The 17893-nt window shown below is 56.3% G+C and carries 21 protein-coding genes; 12 read left to right on the plus strand and 9 right to left on the minus strand.

From position 1 onward, the window contains the following. The first annotated feature begins 115 nt into the window (after positions 1-115). From typA to ppa, 3 genes are all read left to right on the plus strand, one after another. Entirely contained in the window at positions 116-1945 is a 1830-nt protein-coding gene (gene typA, locus J2X72_RS02135; RefSeq protein WP_209998984.1) for a translational GTPase TypA, read from the plus strand. Positions 1946-2065: 120 nt separating this feature from the next. After that, positions 2066-2572: a GNAT family N-acetyltransferase gene (locus J2X72_RS02140; RefSeq protein WP_310067952.1), complete on the plus strand. Its 507-nt coding sequence runs from the start codon at positions 2066-2068 to the stop codon at positions 2570-2572. A 169-nt stretch (positions 2573-2741) separates the two neighbouring features. Further along, positions 2742-3278: an inorganic diphosphatase gene (ppa, locus tag J2X72_RS02145; protein WP_112525138.1), complete on the plus strand. Its 537-nt coding sequence runs from the start codon at positions 2742-2744 to the stop codon at positions 3276-3278. A gap of 4 nt (positions 3279-3282) precedes the next feature. On the opposite strand, the gene J2X72_RS02150 is transcribed toward ppa, so the two are convergent. Next, the gene (locus tag J2X72_RS02150) at positions 3283-3612 is read right to left on the minus strand and encodes a DUF167 family protein (RefSeq protein WP_310067957.1); all 330 of its coding nucleotides are present in this window, start codon (positions 3610-3612) and stop codon (positions 3283-3285) included. Beyond that, entirely contained in the window at positions 3609-3899 is a 291-nt protein-coding gene (locus J2X72_RS02155) for a YggT family protein (protein WP_112525134.1), read from the minus strand. The genes J2X72_RS02150 and J2X72_RS02155 overlap by 4 nt, the downstream gene beginning before the upstream one ends. A 258-nt stretch (positions 3900-4157) precedes the next feature. On the opposite strand from J2X72_RS02155, the gene aqpZ reads away from it, so the two are divergent. Beyond that, entirely contained in the window at positions 4158-4880 is a 723-nt protein-coding gene (gene aqpZ / locus J2X72_RS02160; protein WP_209998980.1) for an aquaporin Z, read from the plus strand. A 126-nt stretch (positions 4881-5006) separates the two neighbouring features. Further along, positions 5007-6248: an MFS transporter gene (locus tag J2X72_RS02165; RefSeq protein ID WP_310067963.1), complete on the plus strand. Its 1242-nt coding sequence runs from the start codon at positions 5007-5009 to the stop codon at positions 6246-6248. A 4-nt stretch (positions 6249-6252) separates the two neighbouring features. Here the strand turns inward: J2X72_RS02165 and J2X72_RS02170 are convergent, their stop codons facing one another. The 6 genes from J2X72_RS02170 to hemC all read right to left on the minus strand — a co-directional run bounded on the left by J2X72_RS02170 (position 6253) and on the right by hemC (position 12353). Further along, positions 6253-6987, minus strand: coding sequence for a glutamine amidotransferase (locus J2X72_RS02170; RefSeq protein ID WP_310067965.1), 735 nt, complete (start codon positions 6985-6987; stop codon positions 6253-6255). Between the two features lie 9 nt (positions 6988-6996). Beyond that, positions 6997-7473, minus strand: a complete 477-nt coding sequence (locus J2X72_RS02175; RefSeq protein ID WP_310067967.1) for a TerB family tellurite resistance protein — start codon at positions 7471-7473, stop codon at positions 6997-6999. 117 nt (positions 7474-7590) lie between these two features. Then, the gene (locus J2X72_RS02180; protein ID WP_310067970.1) at positions 7591-9270 is read right to left on the minus strand and encodes a heme biosynthesis protein HemY; all 1680 of its coding nucleotides are present in this window, start codon (positions 9268-9270) and stop codon (positions 7591-7593) included. Between the two features lie 10 nt (positions 9271-9280). Next, a complete protein-coding gene (locus J2X72_RS02185) occupies positions 9281-10588 on the minus strand; it encodes a mitofilin family membrane protein (RefSeq protein WP_310067973.1) in 1308 nt (435 codons plus the stop codon). 99 nt (positions 10589-10687) lie between these two features. Then, entirely contained in the window at positions 10688-11422 is a 735-nt protein-coding gene (locus J2X72_RS02190; RefSeq protein ID WP_310067976.1) for a uroporphyrinogen-III synthase, read from the minus strand. Between the two features lies 1 nt (position 11423). Next, entirely contained in the window at positions 11424-12353 is a 930-nt protein-coding gene (gene hemC, locus J2X72_RS02195; protein WP_310067978.1) for a hydroxymethylbilane synthase, read from the minus strand. 94 nt (positions 12354-12447) lie between these two features. Here hemC and tsaD point away from each other — a divergent pair, with 94 nt between their 5' ends. Genes tsaD through J2X72_RS02220 form a run of 5 tightly spaced genes read left to right on the plus strand, consistent with a single transcriptional unit; the run spans position 12448 to position 15934 of the window. Continuing rightward, positions 12448-13527, plus strand: coding sequence for a tRNA (adenosine(37)-N6)-threonylcarbamoyltransferase complex transferase subunit TsaD (tsaD, locus tag J2X72_RS02200; RefSeq protein WP_310067980.1), 1080 nt, complete (start codon positions 12448-12450; stop codon positions 13525-13527). Beyond that, the gene (locus J2X72_RS02205) at positions 13524-14510 is read left to right on the plus strand and encodes an NAD(P)H-dependent glycerol-3-phosphate dehydrogenase (protein ID WP_310067982.1); all 987 of its coding nucleotides are present in this window, start codon (positions 13524-13526) and stop codon (positions 14508-14510) included. The genes tsaD and J2X72_RS02205 overlap by 4 nt, the downstream gene beginning before the upstream one ends. Positions 14511-14525: 15 nt before the next feature. Further along, positions 14526-14816: a YciI-like protein gene (locus J2X72_RS02210; protein WP_310067985.1), complete on the plus strand. Its 291-nt coding sequence runs from the start codon at positions 14526-14528 to the stop codon at positions 14814-14816. A gap of 8 nt (positions 14817-14824) precedes the next feature. Further along, positions 14825-15253: an EVE domain-containing protein gene (locus tag J2X72_RS02215; RefSeq protein WP_209998968.1), complete on the plus strand. Its 429-nt coding sequence runs from the start codon at positions 14825-14827 to the stop codon at positions 15251-15253. Positions 15254-15262: 9 nt separating this feature from the next. Next, a complete protein-coding gene (locus tag J2X72_RS02220) occupies positions 15263-15934 on the plus strand; it encodes a methyltransferase (protein WP_310067990.1) in 672 nt (223 codons plus the stop codon). Here J2X72_RS02220 and J2X72_RS02225 read toward each other — a convergent pair. Next, on the minus strand, positions 15931-16464 hold the full coding sequence (locus J2X72_RS02225) for a L,D-transpeptidase family protein (RefSeq protein WP_310067993.1): 534 nt from the start codon (positions 16462-16464) through the stop codon (positions 15931-15933). The two genes, J2X72_RS02220 and J2X72_RS02225, sit on opposite strands and share 4 nt — an antisense overlap. A gap of 129 nt (positions 16465-16593) precedes the next feature. On the opposite strand from J2X72_RS02225, the gene J2X72_RS02230 reads away from it, so the two are divergent. Together J2X72_RS02230 and J2X72_RS02235 are read left to right on the plus strand one after the other, a co-directional pair. After that, positions 16594-17277 carry a response regulator transcription factor gene (locus J2X72_RS02230; protein ID WP_112525106.1) on the plus strand — a complete coding sequence of 228 codons (684 nt, stop codon included), beginning with the start codon at positions 16594-16596 and terminating at the stop codon, positions 17275-17277. A gap of 129 nt (positions 17278-17406) precedes the next feature. Further along, positions 17407-17865: a cyclic nucleotide-binding domain-containing protein gene (locus J2X72_RS02235; protein ID WP_209998965.1), complete on the plus strand. Its 459-nt coding sequence runs from the start codon at positions 17407-17409 to the stop codon at positions 17863-17865. Positions 17866-17893: the final 28 nt, after the last annotated feature.

Here is a 17893-nt window from a genome sequence, read left to right on the forward strand (position 1 = left end):
ATGCAGACCAAAACGCTTTGCCCCCTTTCGCATTTGCGAAAAAACATGTATGGAGCGCGCAAATGTAAAGCGGCGCAGCTCAGATGGCGTCCACAATCCTCCAAAAGAGAACATTATGAAACTGCGCAACATCGCGATCATCGCACACGTTGACCATGGCAAAACCACGCTCGTTGACGAACTTTTGAAACAGTCTGGCAATTTCCGCGAAAATCAGCGGGTCGGCGAAAGGATGATGGATTCCAATGATATAGAGCGCGAGCGCGGGATCACCATCCTTGCCAAGGCGACCTCAGTCATCTGGAAGGATACACGTATCAATATTGTCGATACCCCGGGCCACGCTGATTTTGGCGGCGAGGTCGAACGTATCCTTAGCATGGTGGACGGCGCTATCGTTCTTGTCGATGCTGCCGAAGGCCCCATGCCGCAGACGAAATTCGTCGTAGGCAAGGCTTTGAAAGTTGGCCTTCGTCCAATCGTAGCGATCAACAAGATCGATCGTCCCGACGCCCGCCATGAAGAAGTCGTGAACGAAGTTTTCGACCTCTTCGCAGCTCTTGATGCTACGGACGAACAGCTTGATTTTCCAATCCTTTACGGCTCAGGCCGCAACGGCTGGATGGCGACGAGCCCGGAAGGTCCGAAGGATCAGGGTCTGGCGGCGCTGTTTGACATGGTTCTCGACCATGTCCCCGCGCCCACTGTCGGCGAAGGTCCATTCAAGATGATCGGCACCATTCTTGAAGCCGACCCATTCCTTGGCCGCATCATCACCGGCCGCATTCATTCTGGTACCGTCAAGTCGAACCAGCAGGTCAAGGTCTTGCATGGCGATGGTACCCAGCTTGAGACGGGGCGTATCTCGAAGATCCTGGCGTTCCGCGGTCTTGAACGCCAGCCGATCGAAGAAGCACACGCCGGTGACATCGTCGCTATCGCCGGCCTGCAAAAGGGCACCGTCGCTGATACATTCTGCGCGCTCGAAGTAACCGAAGCGCTGCATGCGCAGCCGATCGATCCGCCGACAGTTACCATGTCCTTTATCGTCAACGATAGTCCGCTTGCCGGCACCGAAGGCGACAAGGTTACGAGCCGCGTTATCCGTGACCGCTTGCTGAAGGAAGCCGAAGGCAATGTTGCGCTGAAGGTCGAGGAATCCGACGACAAGGATTCCTTCTTCGTTTCGGGTCGCGGCGAATTGCAGCTCGCGGTTCTCATTGAAAACATGCGCCGTGAGGGATTTGAACTTAGCATATCGCGCCCTCGCGTCGTTCTGAAAAGAGACGACTCCGGCACTTTGCTTGAGCCCATCGAAGAAGTGCTGATCGACGTCGACGAGGAATATTCCGGCACTGTTGTCCAGAAGATGTCCGAGCGTAAGGCTGAAATGGTCGAGCTTCGTCCGTCCGGTGGTAATCGCGTTCGCATGGTATTCTATGCGCCGACACGCGGCCTCATCGGCTACCAGTCGGAGCTTTTGACCGATACGCGAGGCACCGCGATCATGAACCGCCTTTTCCGTGCCTACGAGCCTTACAAAGGTGAAATCGCCGGCCGTACCAATGGCGTTTTGATCTCCAACGACCAGGGAGAGTCCGTAGCTTTCGCCATGTGGAACCTTGAAGATCGCGGCGCAATGATTATCGAGGCTGGCATAAAGGTTTATGCCGGCATGATCATCGGCATCCATTCGCGCGACAACGATCTTGAAGTGAACATCCTCAAAGGTAAAAAGCTGACAAACATTCGTGCTGCAGGCAAGGACGAAGCTGTCAAGTTGACCCCGCCGATCCGCATGACACTGGAACGTGCTCTTGCCTGGATTCAGGACGACGAATTGATGGAAGTAACGCCGAAATCAATTCGTCTGCGCAAGCTTTACCTCGATCCAAACGAACGCAAACGTTTTGAAAAGAGCAGCAAGACCGCAGGCGCTGCCTAACCATAGATGTTCTGCGTGAGACAAAAGCGGCGATCTTCGCCGCTTTTTTGTTTTCGTGCATACCCAAAACACTTTTGGATGTTGCGAACTCGCGCGTTGCGGGTCTATGGTTAAAGGACCATGAACACCCATGTGATCGAGATAAGACGGGCGCATATGGCCGATGCAGTGGCGATTTCGGCCATTCATCTGGCTGCCTGGCAAGGCGCATATGCAGGTATCATACCCCACCGCGCGCTCAATAACATGTTGGAGCGGCGCGGCGCCAATTGGTGGGCAAAGGCAATCCAGCGCTCGACGCAGATTCTAGTAGCCGATGTCGGCGGCATCGTTGCCGGTTACGCCACGCTTGGGCCCAACCGTGCCCGCCAGTTGCAGCAACAAGGTGAAATTTACGAACTTTACGTCAGGCCGGAATATCAGGGCTTCGGTCTGGGCACTCGGCTTCTGGGCGCAGCTCGGCGCAGTCTTGGCGATCAAGGCCTGAAGGGCATGGTAATCTGGGCGCTCGAGGACAACGACCTTGCGATTTCATTCTACCAGAGCGCCGGTGGCCGCGATGTCGCCGAGGGTGTCGAGTGTTTCGATGGCAAGACGCTCAAGAAGGTCGCTTTTGTCTGGAATTGATGCCGCTTTGCGCCAGATTCTTCTTTCGCAGCTCAAATCCCGAGTTGTGTTTTGCCATTCACACTCAATGAGCCTATCAATCGTTTTCCTTACGTAGGGGCGACGGCATTGTTGCGCCGCGGTATAAAAATCAGTACAGGACTTCCATACTCATAAGGACTCTGAAAATATGCGCATCGATGCCATTGCTGTCGGCAATAATCCTCCTGAAGATGTAAACGTTATCATCGAGGTCCCGGTCGGCGGTCAACCGATCAAATACGAGCTTGATAAGGATTCGGGCGCTTTGTTCGTCGACCGCTTCCTGCATACGCCCATGACCTATCCGGGCAATTACGGCTTCGTGCCACATACATTGTCGGATGATGGCGACCCCATCGATGTATTGATCTGCAACACGCGCGCGCTGATGCCTACAAGTGTGATCAACGTCCGTCCGATCGGTGTCCTCGTTATGGAAGACAATAAGGGACAGGACGAAAAGATCATTGCCGTTCCTTCACCTCACCTGACGCTACGGTACGAGAAGGTGCACAATTACACCGATCTTCCCGACATCACGCTCAAACAGATCCAGCATTTCTTCGAGCACTACAAGGATCTGGAACCCGGCAAATGGGTGAAGATAGGGGATTGGGGCGATGAAGATGCCGCCCGCCAGCTCATCACCGAAGCGATAGAACGTCACAACGCCAAAAAGGCCTGATCGATCAATCTTCGGGCGGTTCGAGAACGGTAAGTCTCAAAGCCAGTTCGTCAGGATCGCCCGAAATTCTTACCTGCTTCAGCCGCGCCGTAGCGCCAGCGGCTATGGTTATATCTCGCGCCGCAATACCCAACTGCTTTGCCAGCAGCTTTACCAACGCTGCATTGGCCTTCCCGTCTTCAGGAACCGCCCGTACCCGTGCTTTCAGATGGAAGCGCCCGTCATTGGTCTCTTCCACGCCTTCAATTGCATCCCTAACCGATTTCGGCGTCAGTCGCACAAAGAGAGTGACGCTGTTATCCCCCGTGCGGAAATGCGATGGCTTTCTGGTCAAACCAGAATCGGTGCGATCGTGGTCCAGAGAAACTGGCGGATGAAGAATATGATCAACAAAAGTACGATCGGAGAAATATCGATGCCGCCGAGGTCAGGAAGAAATCGGCGTATGGGTCGCAATGCGGGTTCGGTGACCCGATAGAGAAAATCTCCTATCGAGGCAACAAAGCGATTGCTCGAATTGATGACGTTGAAGGCATAGAGCCATGAGAAGATCGCACTGGCAATGAGAATCCAGGTGTAGATGTCGAGAGCCAGATCGATGGTGCGGATAAGAGCGAGCATACAGGTCTCCTAAGATTTCCAAGACATGTAGCGATTGCCTGGCCCGCGAGCAAGAGCTTGCGGTCACCAGCAAAAACGCAGTACGGCCGCTCCAAGTATTATTGTGGCAGTATTCATGGCCGTCTATTCAGGCCTCGAATGCGACTAAGGTATTACAAGGACTTGATCTTGACCGATATTGTTGAATTTAAAAAACCGGAATAAGTTTGCGTCGTGATTCGGGCTATCCCGGCCCGCTTTTCATCCAAGGGGGTTTCCATGCTCAATAAACTGTCGGCCGAATTCTTCGGCACATTCTGGCTTGTTCTCGGCGGTTGCGGCAGTGCTGTTATTGCCGCTGCATTTCCAGATGTCGGTATTGGTTTGCTTGGTGTTGCTTTCGCGTTTGGTCTTACGGTTCTAACAATGGCCTATGCAGTCGGCGGAATTTCTGGCGGCCATTTCAATCCCGCTGTTTCACTTGGACTTGCCGTTGCGGGACGCTTCGACTTCAAGGATCTCATCCCCTACTGGATCGCACAGGTTGTTGGTGCGATTGTTGCAGCTGCCGTCCTTTATCTGATCGCATCCGGCAAGGCCGACTTCACCGCCGGCGGCTTCGCTTCCAACGGTTATGGTGACCTGTCCCCCGGCAAGTATGGCCTGGTCGCGGCACTTGTCGCAGAAATCGTGTTCACTGCCTTCTTCATCATGATCATTCTTGGGGCGACCTCAGCTTCCGTTCCGGCCGGGTTTGCACCAATCCCCATTGGCCTCGGCCTGACGCTGATCCATCTCGTTTCAATTCCCGTGACGAATACCTCCGTCAATCCGGCCCGTTCCACCGGCGTCGCGCTTTTCGCAGAAACCGCCGCGCTTGGTCAGCTCTGGCTGTTTTGGGTCGCCCCGCTCATTGGCGCGGTACTTGGCGCAATCATCTGGAAATCCTTGCTCAGCAAAGATTCAGACATTCCTGTTACTGCTGTTGTAAACGCGGCTTGAACCAAAGTGGGCCGGTTCGGGCCGGCCCATTTGCTTTCCCTCTCGAATAAATTTCTGATTTGCTTATCCCCATTCGCGCTGAACTGGTCTAGAAGAAGGCTCCCGATTCCGGAGTCTTTCAACGAAATGACAATCTCCGAAACGAATGCAGCGCATGATCGTTATGCCGCGTTTCGCCATTCGTCCTTTACCCGCTATTGGCTGGCACGCTTCTTTGGTTCATTTGCCATCCAGATCATCAGCGTTTCCGTCGGCTGGCAGATCTATGATCTGACGCGCGACCCCTTTTATCTCGGTATCGTCGGGCTCGTACAATTTGCGCCATCGCTGTTGCTCGTGCTCATTACCGGCGCAGCTTCCGACCGGTTCGGACGACGATTGATCATGGGGCTATCGTTGTGCGTCGAGGTGATTTGCGCCGCTCTGCTACTGTTGTTGACGATAACCCATCTGTTTACGCCGGCATTGGTATTCATCATCCTGGCGGGATTTGGTGTGGGCAGAGCATTCCTCGGACCTGCTTCCTCATCGCTGGTCGTCAATCTTGTGCCGGCGGAAACGTTTTCCAACGCCGTGTCCTGGAACTCTTCAGCCTGGCAAATTGCGACGATTGTCGGGCCGGTCGCCGGGGGTCTGCTCTATGGACTTTCCCCTGTCGCAGCCTACGGTGTCGCCAGTGCAATGCTTGTCACCGCGACTTTGAGCACTTTCTCCATCGCGAAACCCGCCCAGCACACGTTGCACGAAACAAGATCGCTTCAAACTCTACTGGCGGGGTTCCACTACATCTGGAAGGAAAAGGTGGTTCTTGGTGCGATTTCGCTTGATCTGTTTGCTGTGCTGCTCGGCGGAGCCGTGGCGCTTCTGCCGGTTTATGCGCGCGATATCTTGCAGCTCGGCCCGTGGGGCCTGGGGATGCTGAGGGCTGCACCGGGTATTGGCGCCATCGTGACGGCGGTCTGGTTGACCGGGCATCCCATTCGCGATCATGCCGGAATGATCATGTTTGCCTTTGTAGCGCTCTTCGGTTTGCTGACCGTCATGTTTGGCATTTCTGACATTGCATGGTTATCGATCGTGGTGCTTGCTTTGATGGGTGCGGCTGACATGATCAGCGTCTATATCCGCGAGACACTATTGCAATTGTGGACACCGGATCATGTGCGAGGCAGGGTCAATGCCGTCAACATGGTTTTTGTCGGCGCATCTAATGAATTGGGCGAATTCCGTGCTGGAGTCATGGCTTCGCTGATTGGCACCGTGCCCGCCGTTATCTTCGGTGGCCTCGGAACAGTGGCCGTTGCCGGCCTTTGGGCCTATTGGTTCCCGCAATTGCGCAAAGCGCGGAATTTGCAGGGAAGGACTTGAGAATTCAGACCGTTACAGGAATGCCGAAAATTGTCGCCAGGAAGCGATGCAGCCAAGCCCTGAGCACTGCATCGTAAATCATCCGCCCGTCGAGGTGGTCGCGGCCCTGCTGGGCGCCACATAAGGTGAAGCGTTCCGCACCTCGTACAACCCAACGATGCATCATCGCCCGTGTCAGCTCGGCATGGAACTGGACGCCCCAGGCATTATTGCCATACCTGAACGCCTGGTTGGGGTAGGAGCTGCCCGTCGCCAGTAAGGTTGCTGTCTGCGGCAATTCAAAACCTTCGCGATGGAAATGATAAACCATCGACGGCCAGTCCATCAGAGCGCGGCCGGCTTCCGTCGGCTCGAGCGGATACCAGCCGATCTCGACAAGGCCATCCGGGTGGGGCCCAACACGACCGCCCAAATGGTTGGCAAGCATCTGCGCGCCCAGGCAAATGCCGAGAAAGGGCTTGTCTTCTGCAAGTGGTATGGACAGCCAATCGGTCTCTGCGCGTACAAAGTCTTCTGAATCATTGGCGCTCATCGGGCCGCCAAAAATGACGGCTCCGGCATGGTCTTCCAGCGTTTCGGGCAATGTGTCCCCAAGGGGCGGGCGGCGAATGTCGAGGGCAAAACCAGCTTCGACCAGTAAATGGCCGACGCGACCGGGACTGGAACGCTCCTGATGCAACACCGTCAGGATCTTGGGACGATGCGACTGTCCGCTTTCCATCCATCCAGTTTGGTACATTCGCTCGGCCTATTCCTCTCGCACCGTCTGTTTTGCACGAACAGCTGCCTGTTGTTTCATGGTCACCCGATCGCGTGTCGATACGCCGATCAGTTCGGCAACACGCCAGACGACATTGTCTTCCAGCTCATGCGCGCTACCATCGGCAAAAACGACATCCCACATCAGCTCAATGAATCTGATGCGAGCTGCTTCGTCAAGATTGCGCTTGATGATGCTGGTGAAACTGTAAAGGTCGACCGCCTCCTGATCCGCCTGTTCGCCCTCATCAAGCAAACGCTTCAGCGCCTCGCCTTTCAGGCCATAGGCCTCGGAAATCAACTGGGAGACGCGTTTGCGTTCCGCTTTGCCTCGGTTGCCGTCTGCATCCATCACATGGAACAGCAAGGCTGCAGCCGCGAGGCGCGGATCTTTCTTGGAAAAATGCTCCTTGCTGCTATCGCCCGACGGCAAGGATTTAAAAAACGTCACGAGGCTATCGAGCATCAAGGGAAATCTTTCGCGTCTATCCAGATGGTATTCATCCACCCATATCCCTGTTTAAACGTCTAAACCACTGTACATCTTGCCGCAAAGACGACAGTCGTCATCACGTTTCGCTGATTAGAAAAGCCGGAACTTCTTGTTTCGCTCCGTTCCATCCTCAGGCCGCACGCCCGGGTCATCCGGCACAGGAAAAACGAACTCCTCATCCTTTTCCTTGGATTTCAGTGGCTTCTCCGGAAATGCAGGCAAAACCGAAGCTATCCTCTGCGGATTGGCCGTTTCTGCGGGCATCGAGACCGGCCGTTCCGCAGGCTTTTCCTGGAGCTCAACCTGCACGATTTCAGCATCCATGACGTCAGCATGGCCATGATCTTCTCTGGAAGCTTGCTCTTCTGCTTCCCTGGCGACTGGCCGGGCCGGGATGAGCGGCTTCACATCTTCGCGGGGCCGTTCGGGTTCTGTTGCCAAAGCCCTGTCGAAATCATCGCCGGAATCGATGACCGGACCAAGCTGTTCAACCGGAACCTTCCATTCGAAGGCGTCGAGCCTGCCAGTCACCGGAGATGCCGGCGCCCAGCGTTCCGAAACGTAGCCATCAGCTGTCCAGGCGGGATCGCGCGGCGCCTTGACAGCACGCGACAGCCACTGCCGGACGCGGCCTTGATCGCCGGTTTGCGCTTCTTCAATGTCGGCAAGCAGTAGATATGCGCTCTCGCGCGGTGCGCTACGGAGCACCGCTTCCGCTGCTTCTCTCGCCTCCCTCAATTCGCCTGCAGCCAGCGCAGCCTGGGCGATCGCGAGGCTCGACTCGGGGTGATGCGGATAGAGCGACGCCAGATGACGGGCACGCTTGAGGCGATCCAACACTGAATCGCCGAGCCGCGCGTGCACATAGGTTTCGGCAACTTCCGGATGAGGTTGCTTCTTCCAGCTATATTCCAAGACTTTCGACCCTTTGCGCAAATCGCCTTGGCTGAATAACGCTTTTGCAGCGATGATCGCAGCAGGTATGAGATCCGGCGCCAACTTGTTCGCCTCTATGGCGGTCGATTTGGCGCTCACGGGGTCATTTTCGAAGGTTTCGATTGCCTTGGCCGTCAACAGGACCGCGCGCTCGCGCTTGGCCTTCTCCTTGTCAACCTGCTTGGTCGCTTTCTGCTTTTCGAGCAGCAGGAGGGCTCCATCCCAATCACCATGGGTGGTCTTCTGGCCAAGAGCAGCCGACGCCGCCCATTCGACATTAGGGGCCAGCAATGCGGCTTCTTCAGCGTAATGCCGGGAAGCATCGCGTGCGCCAAGCCGCTGCGCTTCAAGGTACAGCCCCCGCAACCCGAGAAGCTTCGTTTCCGGATCTTCGAGCATGGCTTCGAATTTGGCCCGCGCATCCTCGGGGCGCCCTTCCAGCATGGCGGACTGAGCATCAAGCAGTTTGATCAGTGGCTCCTGATCGACGTTCAGCAGCTTTTCTGCCTGTTTGACCATTCTGCGTGCGGTCTCGCCATCACCGGCACCTGCGGCGATCAGTCCGGTCGAGAGCGACTGATAGCCACGATCGCGTTTGCGCGCACGGAAATGACGGCGCAGCGCGTAAGGCGATGTGACGAGGCTTTTGACAATCCACCACATCAGCATGACTGCGGCGACGATCGCGACGATAGCAGAAGCTGCCACCATCAGCGTGACTTTGTACTGCATGCCGGCGAGCGTCACGATGAGATCGCCGGGCCGATCTGCAAGCCACGCAAAACCGACACCGAGCAAAAGTACGACGAGAAGGAAGAACAGAATACGAATCATGATCTTGCTCCTAATTAGCCGCTGCTGGGGACTTGATGCCGGTCAAGGCATCGGACAAGGCCTTCGACACGACGTCCCCGGCCTTTTGCCGGGCCTTCATCCCATTGGCGAAATCCATGGAAACAGCCTTGGCATTCTCCGGCAGTTTCTCCCATTCGGCGATGGCCGCACCAAGATCGCCAGCGTTCAAATGCGCTTCGATCCGGGCCGTAATTGCATCGACGCCCTCGCCCTCTACCATCCCGACCGGCCGTGCCTGGACCAAGCTGCTCGCGCTTGCCCACAAGCGATCGACCACCCCGGCATCAGGATCGACTGTATGAGCACTTGCTATGATTTTGGGAGCGACATCAGCGAATTGGCTGACCAGCACGTTGAGCGTCGGAATGCCTTTCCCAGCAAACTCCCGGAGGCTCTCGACCTCTCCTGCTGCTGGCGCAACCGCGACGTAAGTATCCAGCTCGGCCGCGAACGGCTCGCCACGATCTATAGCGGCTTTCATGCCCGTTGCCGCCATGGCAAGTGCCATATTGGCCTGCGCTGAGGGATCGTTGACTTTCGCCTCCAGAGCATTCAATCGTTCGGTAGCCCCCGCCGCTATTCCGCCAGCCTGCTCCGCCTGTTGCTGACTGTTGTTCAGACGGGTCTCCAGAGCAGCGAGACGTGTGTCAATGCCACTCGTATCGACGACTGGGCCGGAGCCAGCATTCTTCTGAATATCCGCAATACTTTGCTTGATTGCGTCGAGCTCCGCGGAAAGACCAGAGACCTGGCTTGCAGCCTGTTTGGCATTCTCTACGGCACCGTTAAGTGCAACTTGCGCACCTTCATCCAGCGTCTGCGCCGCTGGTCGCGCATTTCGTAACTCGGCCATCTGCTGCTCGAGCGCTGAAGTATCCGCCCCTGGCGATGGCAATACACCGACCCATTGCAGGGCCGCGGCGCCGACAAGAGCTACAATACCGCCGATGATTCCGGCTATAAGGCGGCCCAATGGATCGTTTGGCCTTGATCCGGAGGACGACATCATTGGTCGCGAAGCGGTCGATTGAGCGGAGGAATTGGTTCGCCCGAATGACTGCCTGGTCTCCGAAGAGCCCGAACTCGGTGGCGCATCTCCGCCCGGCTCAACGCCCTGCGTTTCCTTCGCCTTTTCCGCCATATTTGCGTTCGCGTCAGCGGTCGGGTCGAAGCCGACCGGTTCGGGCTGCGGTACGCCACCTGCGCTGGAAGTCTTGGCGACCGGCACTGGCGTCAGTTCGATTGTCACAGGTTTGCGGGCAGACTTCGAATGACGCGGAACGGATGATTTGGCCATGGGCAGACTTTCCTGAACTTAGAGCATATTGAATTTCGCTCTCAGACTTTTCGTGACCCGAAGTTAGCAAGGAAGTTCCTTTTGCGAAACCACACGCATTCATTGCGCTAAGCGGGAAGAATCATGTGCCTTCTGCAGAACATCGAAGAGAGCATCCTCATCCGGCCTGTCTGCCACATGGATTAGAGCCTTGTTCACTCCAGCCAGAGCCTTCGCAACACGAGAGGAGAGGCAGAAAATCGATGTATTATCAAAATGATGGGCGATTTCCGTCTGACTTTTCAGACGCAAAAACACTTCAGCGCCCCAACGGGAATACAGGAGGCAATGGTCGATGTTCCCCTTGCCGAAAAATTCTGCCAGAAATTCAGTCGTATAACTGACTAAAATGGTATCGTAGGTCATCACCGGCTTTGAACGCATACCTAATGTATGGAGAGCCTGCTCAAAGTCCGGCGCGCGAACGCGCCCTGCCACATAAAGAACGCGGGCTCCGGTACACAACTCCTCCCCTATGGTTTGAGCAAGCGACGCACCATCCCTGTCTCCCGTTGTCACCGTTTCGAACCCGCGGGCACGCGCCGCATCTGCGGTCGCTTCTCCTACAACGAAACAGGGCAATGAAAGGAACGGCTGCAACACTTTGTCTGGAGCCTGCCGCAACGCATTTGCACTCGTCACCGCAATTGCGTCGAATTTGCCATTGGGGGTTTTTACCGGAAGCTGAACAATCTTGGTCAGGGGCAAAACCAAAGGCAGAAAGTTATTGCCAAGCAGACGTTCGGCAGTTTTGGTCGCGCCCGGCTGAGGCCGTGTGACCAAAACGGTTTTCATGTCAGAACCAATCCGTAAAGAAATGTGGTCCGGCGAGTTTACGCACCCGCAATGCCGCATCCTGGCCGATTTCGACAGCGTGGGAGAGTGCTCCGCCACCTGTGATCTCGTGTGCCTCTCTGCCATCTGGCAAGAGTATCATGCCATGGAACTGCAGCCTCCCTTCCGATACGGTCGCCAGACCGGCGATTGGCGTACGGCAGGAGCCATCGAGCGAACCAAGGAACGCACGTTCGCATGCCAGCGCCGTGGCAGTCGGCAAGTGGTTGAGCGGCGCTAATAGCGCGTCGACGCTATTATCACCAATGCGGCTCTCTACCGTGATAGCGCCTTGTCCTGGGGCTGGTGGAAAAGCTCTTGCATCCATAAGCTCCGTAACAACATGTCCAAGGCCAAGACGTTTCAAACCGGCATAAGCAAGGAACGTGGCATCCACCTCGCCGTCAGCAAGCTTGCGTAGCCGCGTCTCGACATTCCCACGAAAATTGATGACCTTGAGATCGGGGCGTGCGCGATGTATCAGCGCCCGCCGCCGCAATGATGCGGAGCCGACCACCGCTCCTTTCGGCAGATCGATGAAAGACTTTACCTCGCGGCCAATAAAGGCGTCACGAGGATCCTCGCGTTCGAGGAAGACCGACAGATGCAGCCCTTGTGGCAGAACGGTTGGCATATCCTTTGACGAGTGCACGGCGAGATCGAGACGCCCGTCGGCAAGCTGTTCCTCGATTTCGAGCGTGAACAAGCCTTTTCCGCCAACTTCGGCCAGGGGTCGATCCTGTATCCGGTCACCGCTGGTAGAAATGGCTACAATTTCGATGTCTTCATCGCGAAGTCCGTGGGCCTTTATCAGAAGGTCACGCGTCTCATGGGCTTGTGCGAGCGCCAGTGCACTCCCACGTGTACCAATCTTGAGCGTTTTTGTTTGCATTGGCGGCTGTCCGTGTTACGCGAATTCGAGTTGAGCGTTCTACTAACGACCTTTTGGCAGGTCGACAATGCGGCGAAGGATATCAGGTTTACCGATGAGGGTACTAGGTATTGAGACAAGCTGTGACGAAACGGCGGCGGCGGTAGTCGAGCGCGACGATCAGGGCCACGGGCGCATTCTTTCGAATGTCGTCCTGAGCCAGATCGAAGAACACGCGCCCTATGGCGGCGTGGTGCCGGAAATTGCTGCGCGCGCCCATGTCGAAGTACTGGATCGGTTGATTGGCCAGGCATTGCACGAAGCGCAGATAACTCTGGACGATGTCGATGCGGTGGCTGCCACCGCCGGTCCGGGCCTGATCGGCGGATTGATTGTCGGTTTGATGACCGGAAAAGCGATAGCGATGGCCAGTCAGAAGCCTTTTTACGCCATCAATCACCTTGAGGGCCATGCACTGACCCCGCGGCTGACGGATCACCTTGATTTTCCTTATTTGCTGCTGCTCGTCTCCGGCGGCCACACGCAGATGGTTCTGGTCAAAGGTCTTGGCGATTACGAGCGGCTGGGCACGACCATAGACGATGCCCTCGGTGAAGCGTTCGACAAGACCGCCAAACTACTTGGCCTGCCCTATCCGGGAGGGCCTGAAGTGGAGAGGGCGGCCCTCCTCGGCGATCCGGGCCGATTCACACTGCCGCGTCCGCTCAAAGGCGAGGAGAGACTGGATTTCTCCTTTTCGGGTTTAAAAACGGCGGTGCGGCAACTGGCGACTGCGCTGGAACCGCTATCGCAAATCGACGTCAATGACATTTGCGCCGCTTTTCAAACCGCCGTCGCCGACACCCTCGACGACCGGGTTTCGCGCTCACTGCAGCGGTTTCGCGCGAGTTTCCCGGATGCCAAGCAGCCCGCATTGGTTGTTGCCGGTGGTGTTGCCGCAAACAAGGTCCTGCGCAACGGTCTGCAGGATCTATGCTCGGCTAACGGCTTCCGCTTTATCGCACCGCCTATGGCCCTTTGCACGGACAATGCCGCAATGATTGCGTGGGCGGGCGCCGAACGGGCTGGTATCACACCTGCCGATCCGCTCGATATTGCCCCGCGCTCGCGCTGGCCACTGGACATGCATTCAACACCTTTGATCGGAGCAGGTCGGCGTGGAGCCAAGGCATGAGCGCCAGACCTACAATTGCGGTGGTTGGAGGCGGCGCCTGGGGTACTGCGCTCGGTACCATGACCGCCCGCAACGACAATGCAGTCCGGTTGTACGCCCGCAGCACCACAACCGTCGACTCCATCAACAAAGATCATCGTAACGAGACTTATTTGCCGGGAATAGACCTGCATCCGGCACTCACGGCAAGTACCGACGCCCGGGACGTTCTGGCCGGAGTTGACTTGATTCTCTGCGTCATTCCGGCGCAAGCGCTTTCCCATGCCATACAGGAATTGAAAGATCTTATTCCGGTCACCACACCGTTAGTGATTTGCGCCAAGGGCATAGAGCGCCACAGTGGCGATCTGATGTCCGAACTGGTCGCCAGGATTGTACCTGACCAGACCCTTGGGGCCCTTTCGGGACCCAGTTTTGCAGCCGATGTGGCGAGGGGATTGCCGACCGCCGTAACAGTCGCTGCTCGAAGTCAGGCGCTTGCCGACCGCATTGCCCTTATGCTGTCCGGACCAACTTTCCGCTGTTATTCGACCGATGATCTGATCGGTGTGGAAATCGGCGGTGCCCTCAAGAATGTGCTCGCCATTGCCGCCGGGGCCGCCATAGGCCGCGGTTTTGGCGCCAGCGCCCAAGCGGCGCTTGTCACCCGCGGCTTTGTCGAATTGCGGCGGATCGGCGAGGCTATGGGCGCAAGGCCGGAGACGATCATGGGTCTCTCGGGACTTGGCGATCTCATGCTTACCTGCTCGACGCCGCAATCGCGCAATTACTCGTACGGGCTTGCGCTCGGGCGTGGGGAAGACTTGAGTGGCCGACCATTGGCCGAAGGCGTGGCCACGGCTGCGATCGCTGCCGAACTTGCTGTCCGCAACAACATCGAAGCACCGATCATTGCGACCGTCGCGCAGATACTCGACCGCCACATCACCATCGACGAGGCCATGGAGGCGCTATTGGCGCGGCCACTAAAGAACGAGAGTTAAACCAGGAGACAATGAATGCTCTATGCCCTTCTGTGCAACGACAAGCCTGATCATCTGCAACTGCGCCTCGACACACGCGCCTCTCATCTCGATTATTTGAACAGCCTAAGTGATCGACTGAAATTTGCCGGACCGTTCCTTGGCGACGACGCCAAGCCAAACGGCAGCCTGGTGGTCGTCGAGGCGCCTGATCTTGATGCAGTAAAAGAGATTGCAGCGAATGACCCCTATGCCAAGGCTGGCCTGTTCGCCTCGGTCGACGTCCGCCCCTGGAACTGGGCAATCAAGAATCCTGACAACAAATAGGTGCTATCATGGCGTTTTGGCTATTCAAATCGGAACCCGATTCATGGTCGTGGGACAATCAAAAGGCCGCGGGAGCCAAAGGTACAGAGTGGACAGGTGTGCGCAACTATCAGGCACGCAACAATATGCGTGCCATGAAAATCGGTGATAAAGGCTTCTTCTACCATTCCAATGAAGGGCTGGACGTGGTCGGTATCGTCGAGGTTTGTGCGCTTGCGCATCATGATTCGAGCACCGAAGATCCCCGCTGGGAGTGCGTTGATATCCGCGCGGTAAAGGATGTGCCAAATTCTGTGACATTGAAAGATGTCAAGGCCAATCCGAAACTGGAAAACATGGCGCTGGTTACGTCCATGCGGCTATCGGTGCAGCCAGTGCAACCGGACGAATGGAAAGAGGTTTGCCGCATGGGCGGACTGGTTCCTGCACCGGAATGAGTTCATCCTGTGGTTGAGCCTGCACTCGATCCCGAAAGCGATCACTATCGCCGGTTCGTTCTGGCGAATACCGATCTCCAATCGCCCCCGCATGTACCGGAGATCAAGCTCCATCTTGCCGATGACGCGCATGATCTCTGGCACCGCACAGAAGAAGAACTGACAACAATCGGCCTGCCGCCACCTTTCTGGGCATTTGCCTGGGCGGGCGGGCAAGGAGTGGCGCGCTACGTGCTCGATCATCCCGCAACAGTTGCAAAGGCCACTGTCCTCGATTTCGCCTCGGGCTCCGGTCTCGTTGGTATTGCTGCGGCCCAAGCCGGGGCGAAGCATGTTACCTCTTGTGATATCGATCCGTTCGCCCGTCCGGCGATCGCCCTAAACGCCGCCGTGAACCACGCAACGGTCGAGATTCGGATCGATGATCTTATTGGCAGCGATGACGGCTGGGACGTCGTTCTGGCCGGTGACGTTTTTTATGACAAGGCGCTGGCCAATAGACTCATACCTTGGTTCACCGCACTTGCTGCCCGTGGCGCAAACATCATTGTTGGCGATCCCGGTCGCTCCTATTTTCCCGAGAACCTCTTGGATTCGCTGGCAATTTACTCGGTACCGGTGACCAGAATTCTCGAAGATGCCGAAGTAAAGCAAACGACGGTTTGGCGCTTCAAACGCTAACGGAGCACGCGAATGATCGTCCGGTTTGAAAGATGCGGTAAAAGCCGGTTCATGTCAGCCCTGCTCAAGGCAATGCAGCCTTCCGTGGGCGTATAGCCTGGTCTTGCCAGGTGGAAGAAAATGGCACTTCCCTTCGCGCGACGCCGCGGTTTGACGTTCCAGTCCATGACGATGCAAATGTCGTACAGATCATCCTTGCGCCACATGGTTTCGTGGCTGGCACCATAGGGAATGCGCACCTTCCGGTTGTAATTGCGATCATTACTGACCTCGCACCAACCATCGTCGCGGCGGAGTACCTTGAGCAGCAGGGCCCGCGTTCCCCTCACCTTCTTGTCAGGACGCTTGAATCCGTAGAGCAACCGCATGCGCGTGAGCGGCGTTCCACCGTCACCTTCGCGCTTCAACGCCGTGATCCCGCCGTTGCCCAGCGCACAGCGCAGGATCATATTGCCCGCGATCAACTGCCCTTGGCTCGTATGGCCAGGTCTCGGACGAACATCGATCAATTTCAAGGACCTGCGACTCATGCTTGCCTCATAAAAAGCATTTTTTTGTCAGACTGATGCGCCGCATAACCAATATCAAGTCGATCCCCTTTCTTTCCTGTCCTATTCGACTTAAATTCCAATGACTTCTTTCCATCTGCGGGAGATCCGATGACAGCGCGTACCATTCTTATCGTCGATGACGATGCAGACTTGCGAGCCATCCTGGTTGAACAACTTAGCCTCTATGAAGAATTCCAGATCATCGAGGAAGATAATGCAACCAAAGCCGTTCAGACGGCGAGAAACGGCGTCGTCGATCTCCTGATCATGGATGTCGGGCTGCCGGACATGGATGGGCGCGAGGCAATCAAGCTTTTGCGCAAGGGCGGCTTCAAGGCGCCGGTCATCATGCTGACAGGGCACGATACCGATTCGGATACCATTCTCGGCCTCGAATCGGGGGCTAACGACTATGTGACCAAGCCTTTTCGCTTCGCCGTCCTGCTGGCGCGCATTCGGGCGCAACTTCGTCAACATGAACAGAGCGAAGACGCGACTTTCATTGTCGGGCCTTATACGTTCAAGCCTGGGCAAAAGATGCTGATTGACGCCAAAGGCAGTAAAATAAGGCTGACCGAGAAAGAGGTCGCAATAATCAAATATCTTTACCGCGCCGGTGGCAAGGTCATCACAAGGGATATCTTGCTTGAAGAGGTGTGGGGATACAACTCTGGGGTGACGACACACACGCTCGAGACGCATGTGTACCGGTTGCGGCAGAAAATAGAACATGATCCATCCAATTCGACCATACTTGTCACGGAAAGCGGGGGATACAAGCTCATTCCTTGATGCCGATTGCTACGCCACACCTCTTTTTGAGGCATAAAGGACGCAGCACACGAATGATTTGCGCGTAATCCTGAAGATGATTTTTTGGGGTTATGCGCGACGCCAATCTAGGTATATGTCTGTTATTGCATGGCAATTGAAGATGATATTCGCATTCTGGAGACGGTGGGGCTGTTCGAGACGTTTACGCGCGACCAGTTGCGCCTGCTCGCCTTCGGCACCGAACGTCTCGTCTTGCGCGAAGGCCGCGAGCTCTACCGTGAAGGCCAGGCGGCGGATTGTGCCTATGTCATTGATCGTGGTGACATTTCTCTGTTCCGCGAGGGGCCGTCGGGTCGCATAATCCTGAAAACTGTTGGTCCCGGTGCCGTCCTCGGTGAGATGGCGATCATCGCCCAGACCAAGCGCCTCACCAGCGCCATGGCCGAATCCGAGACCGAGGTCATCCGCCTCAATCGCTCGCTTTTCCGGCGGATTCTCGAGGAATATCCCGAAATCGCAGCCGCTTTGCATGACCAGATATCCGCCGACCTCAGCGAAATGATCGATGCCATTACCCGGTACGAACATCTGTTCAATGAGCGCTGACTAAACCGGCCGCAACCAAATTTCCCCC

Source organism: Phyllobacterium sp. 1468 (assembly GCF_031455525.1).
GTDB lineage: Bacteria > Pseudomonadota > Alphaproteobacteria > Rhizobiales > Rhizobiaceae > Phyllobacterium.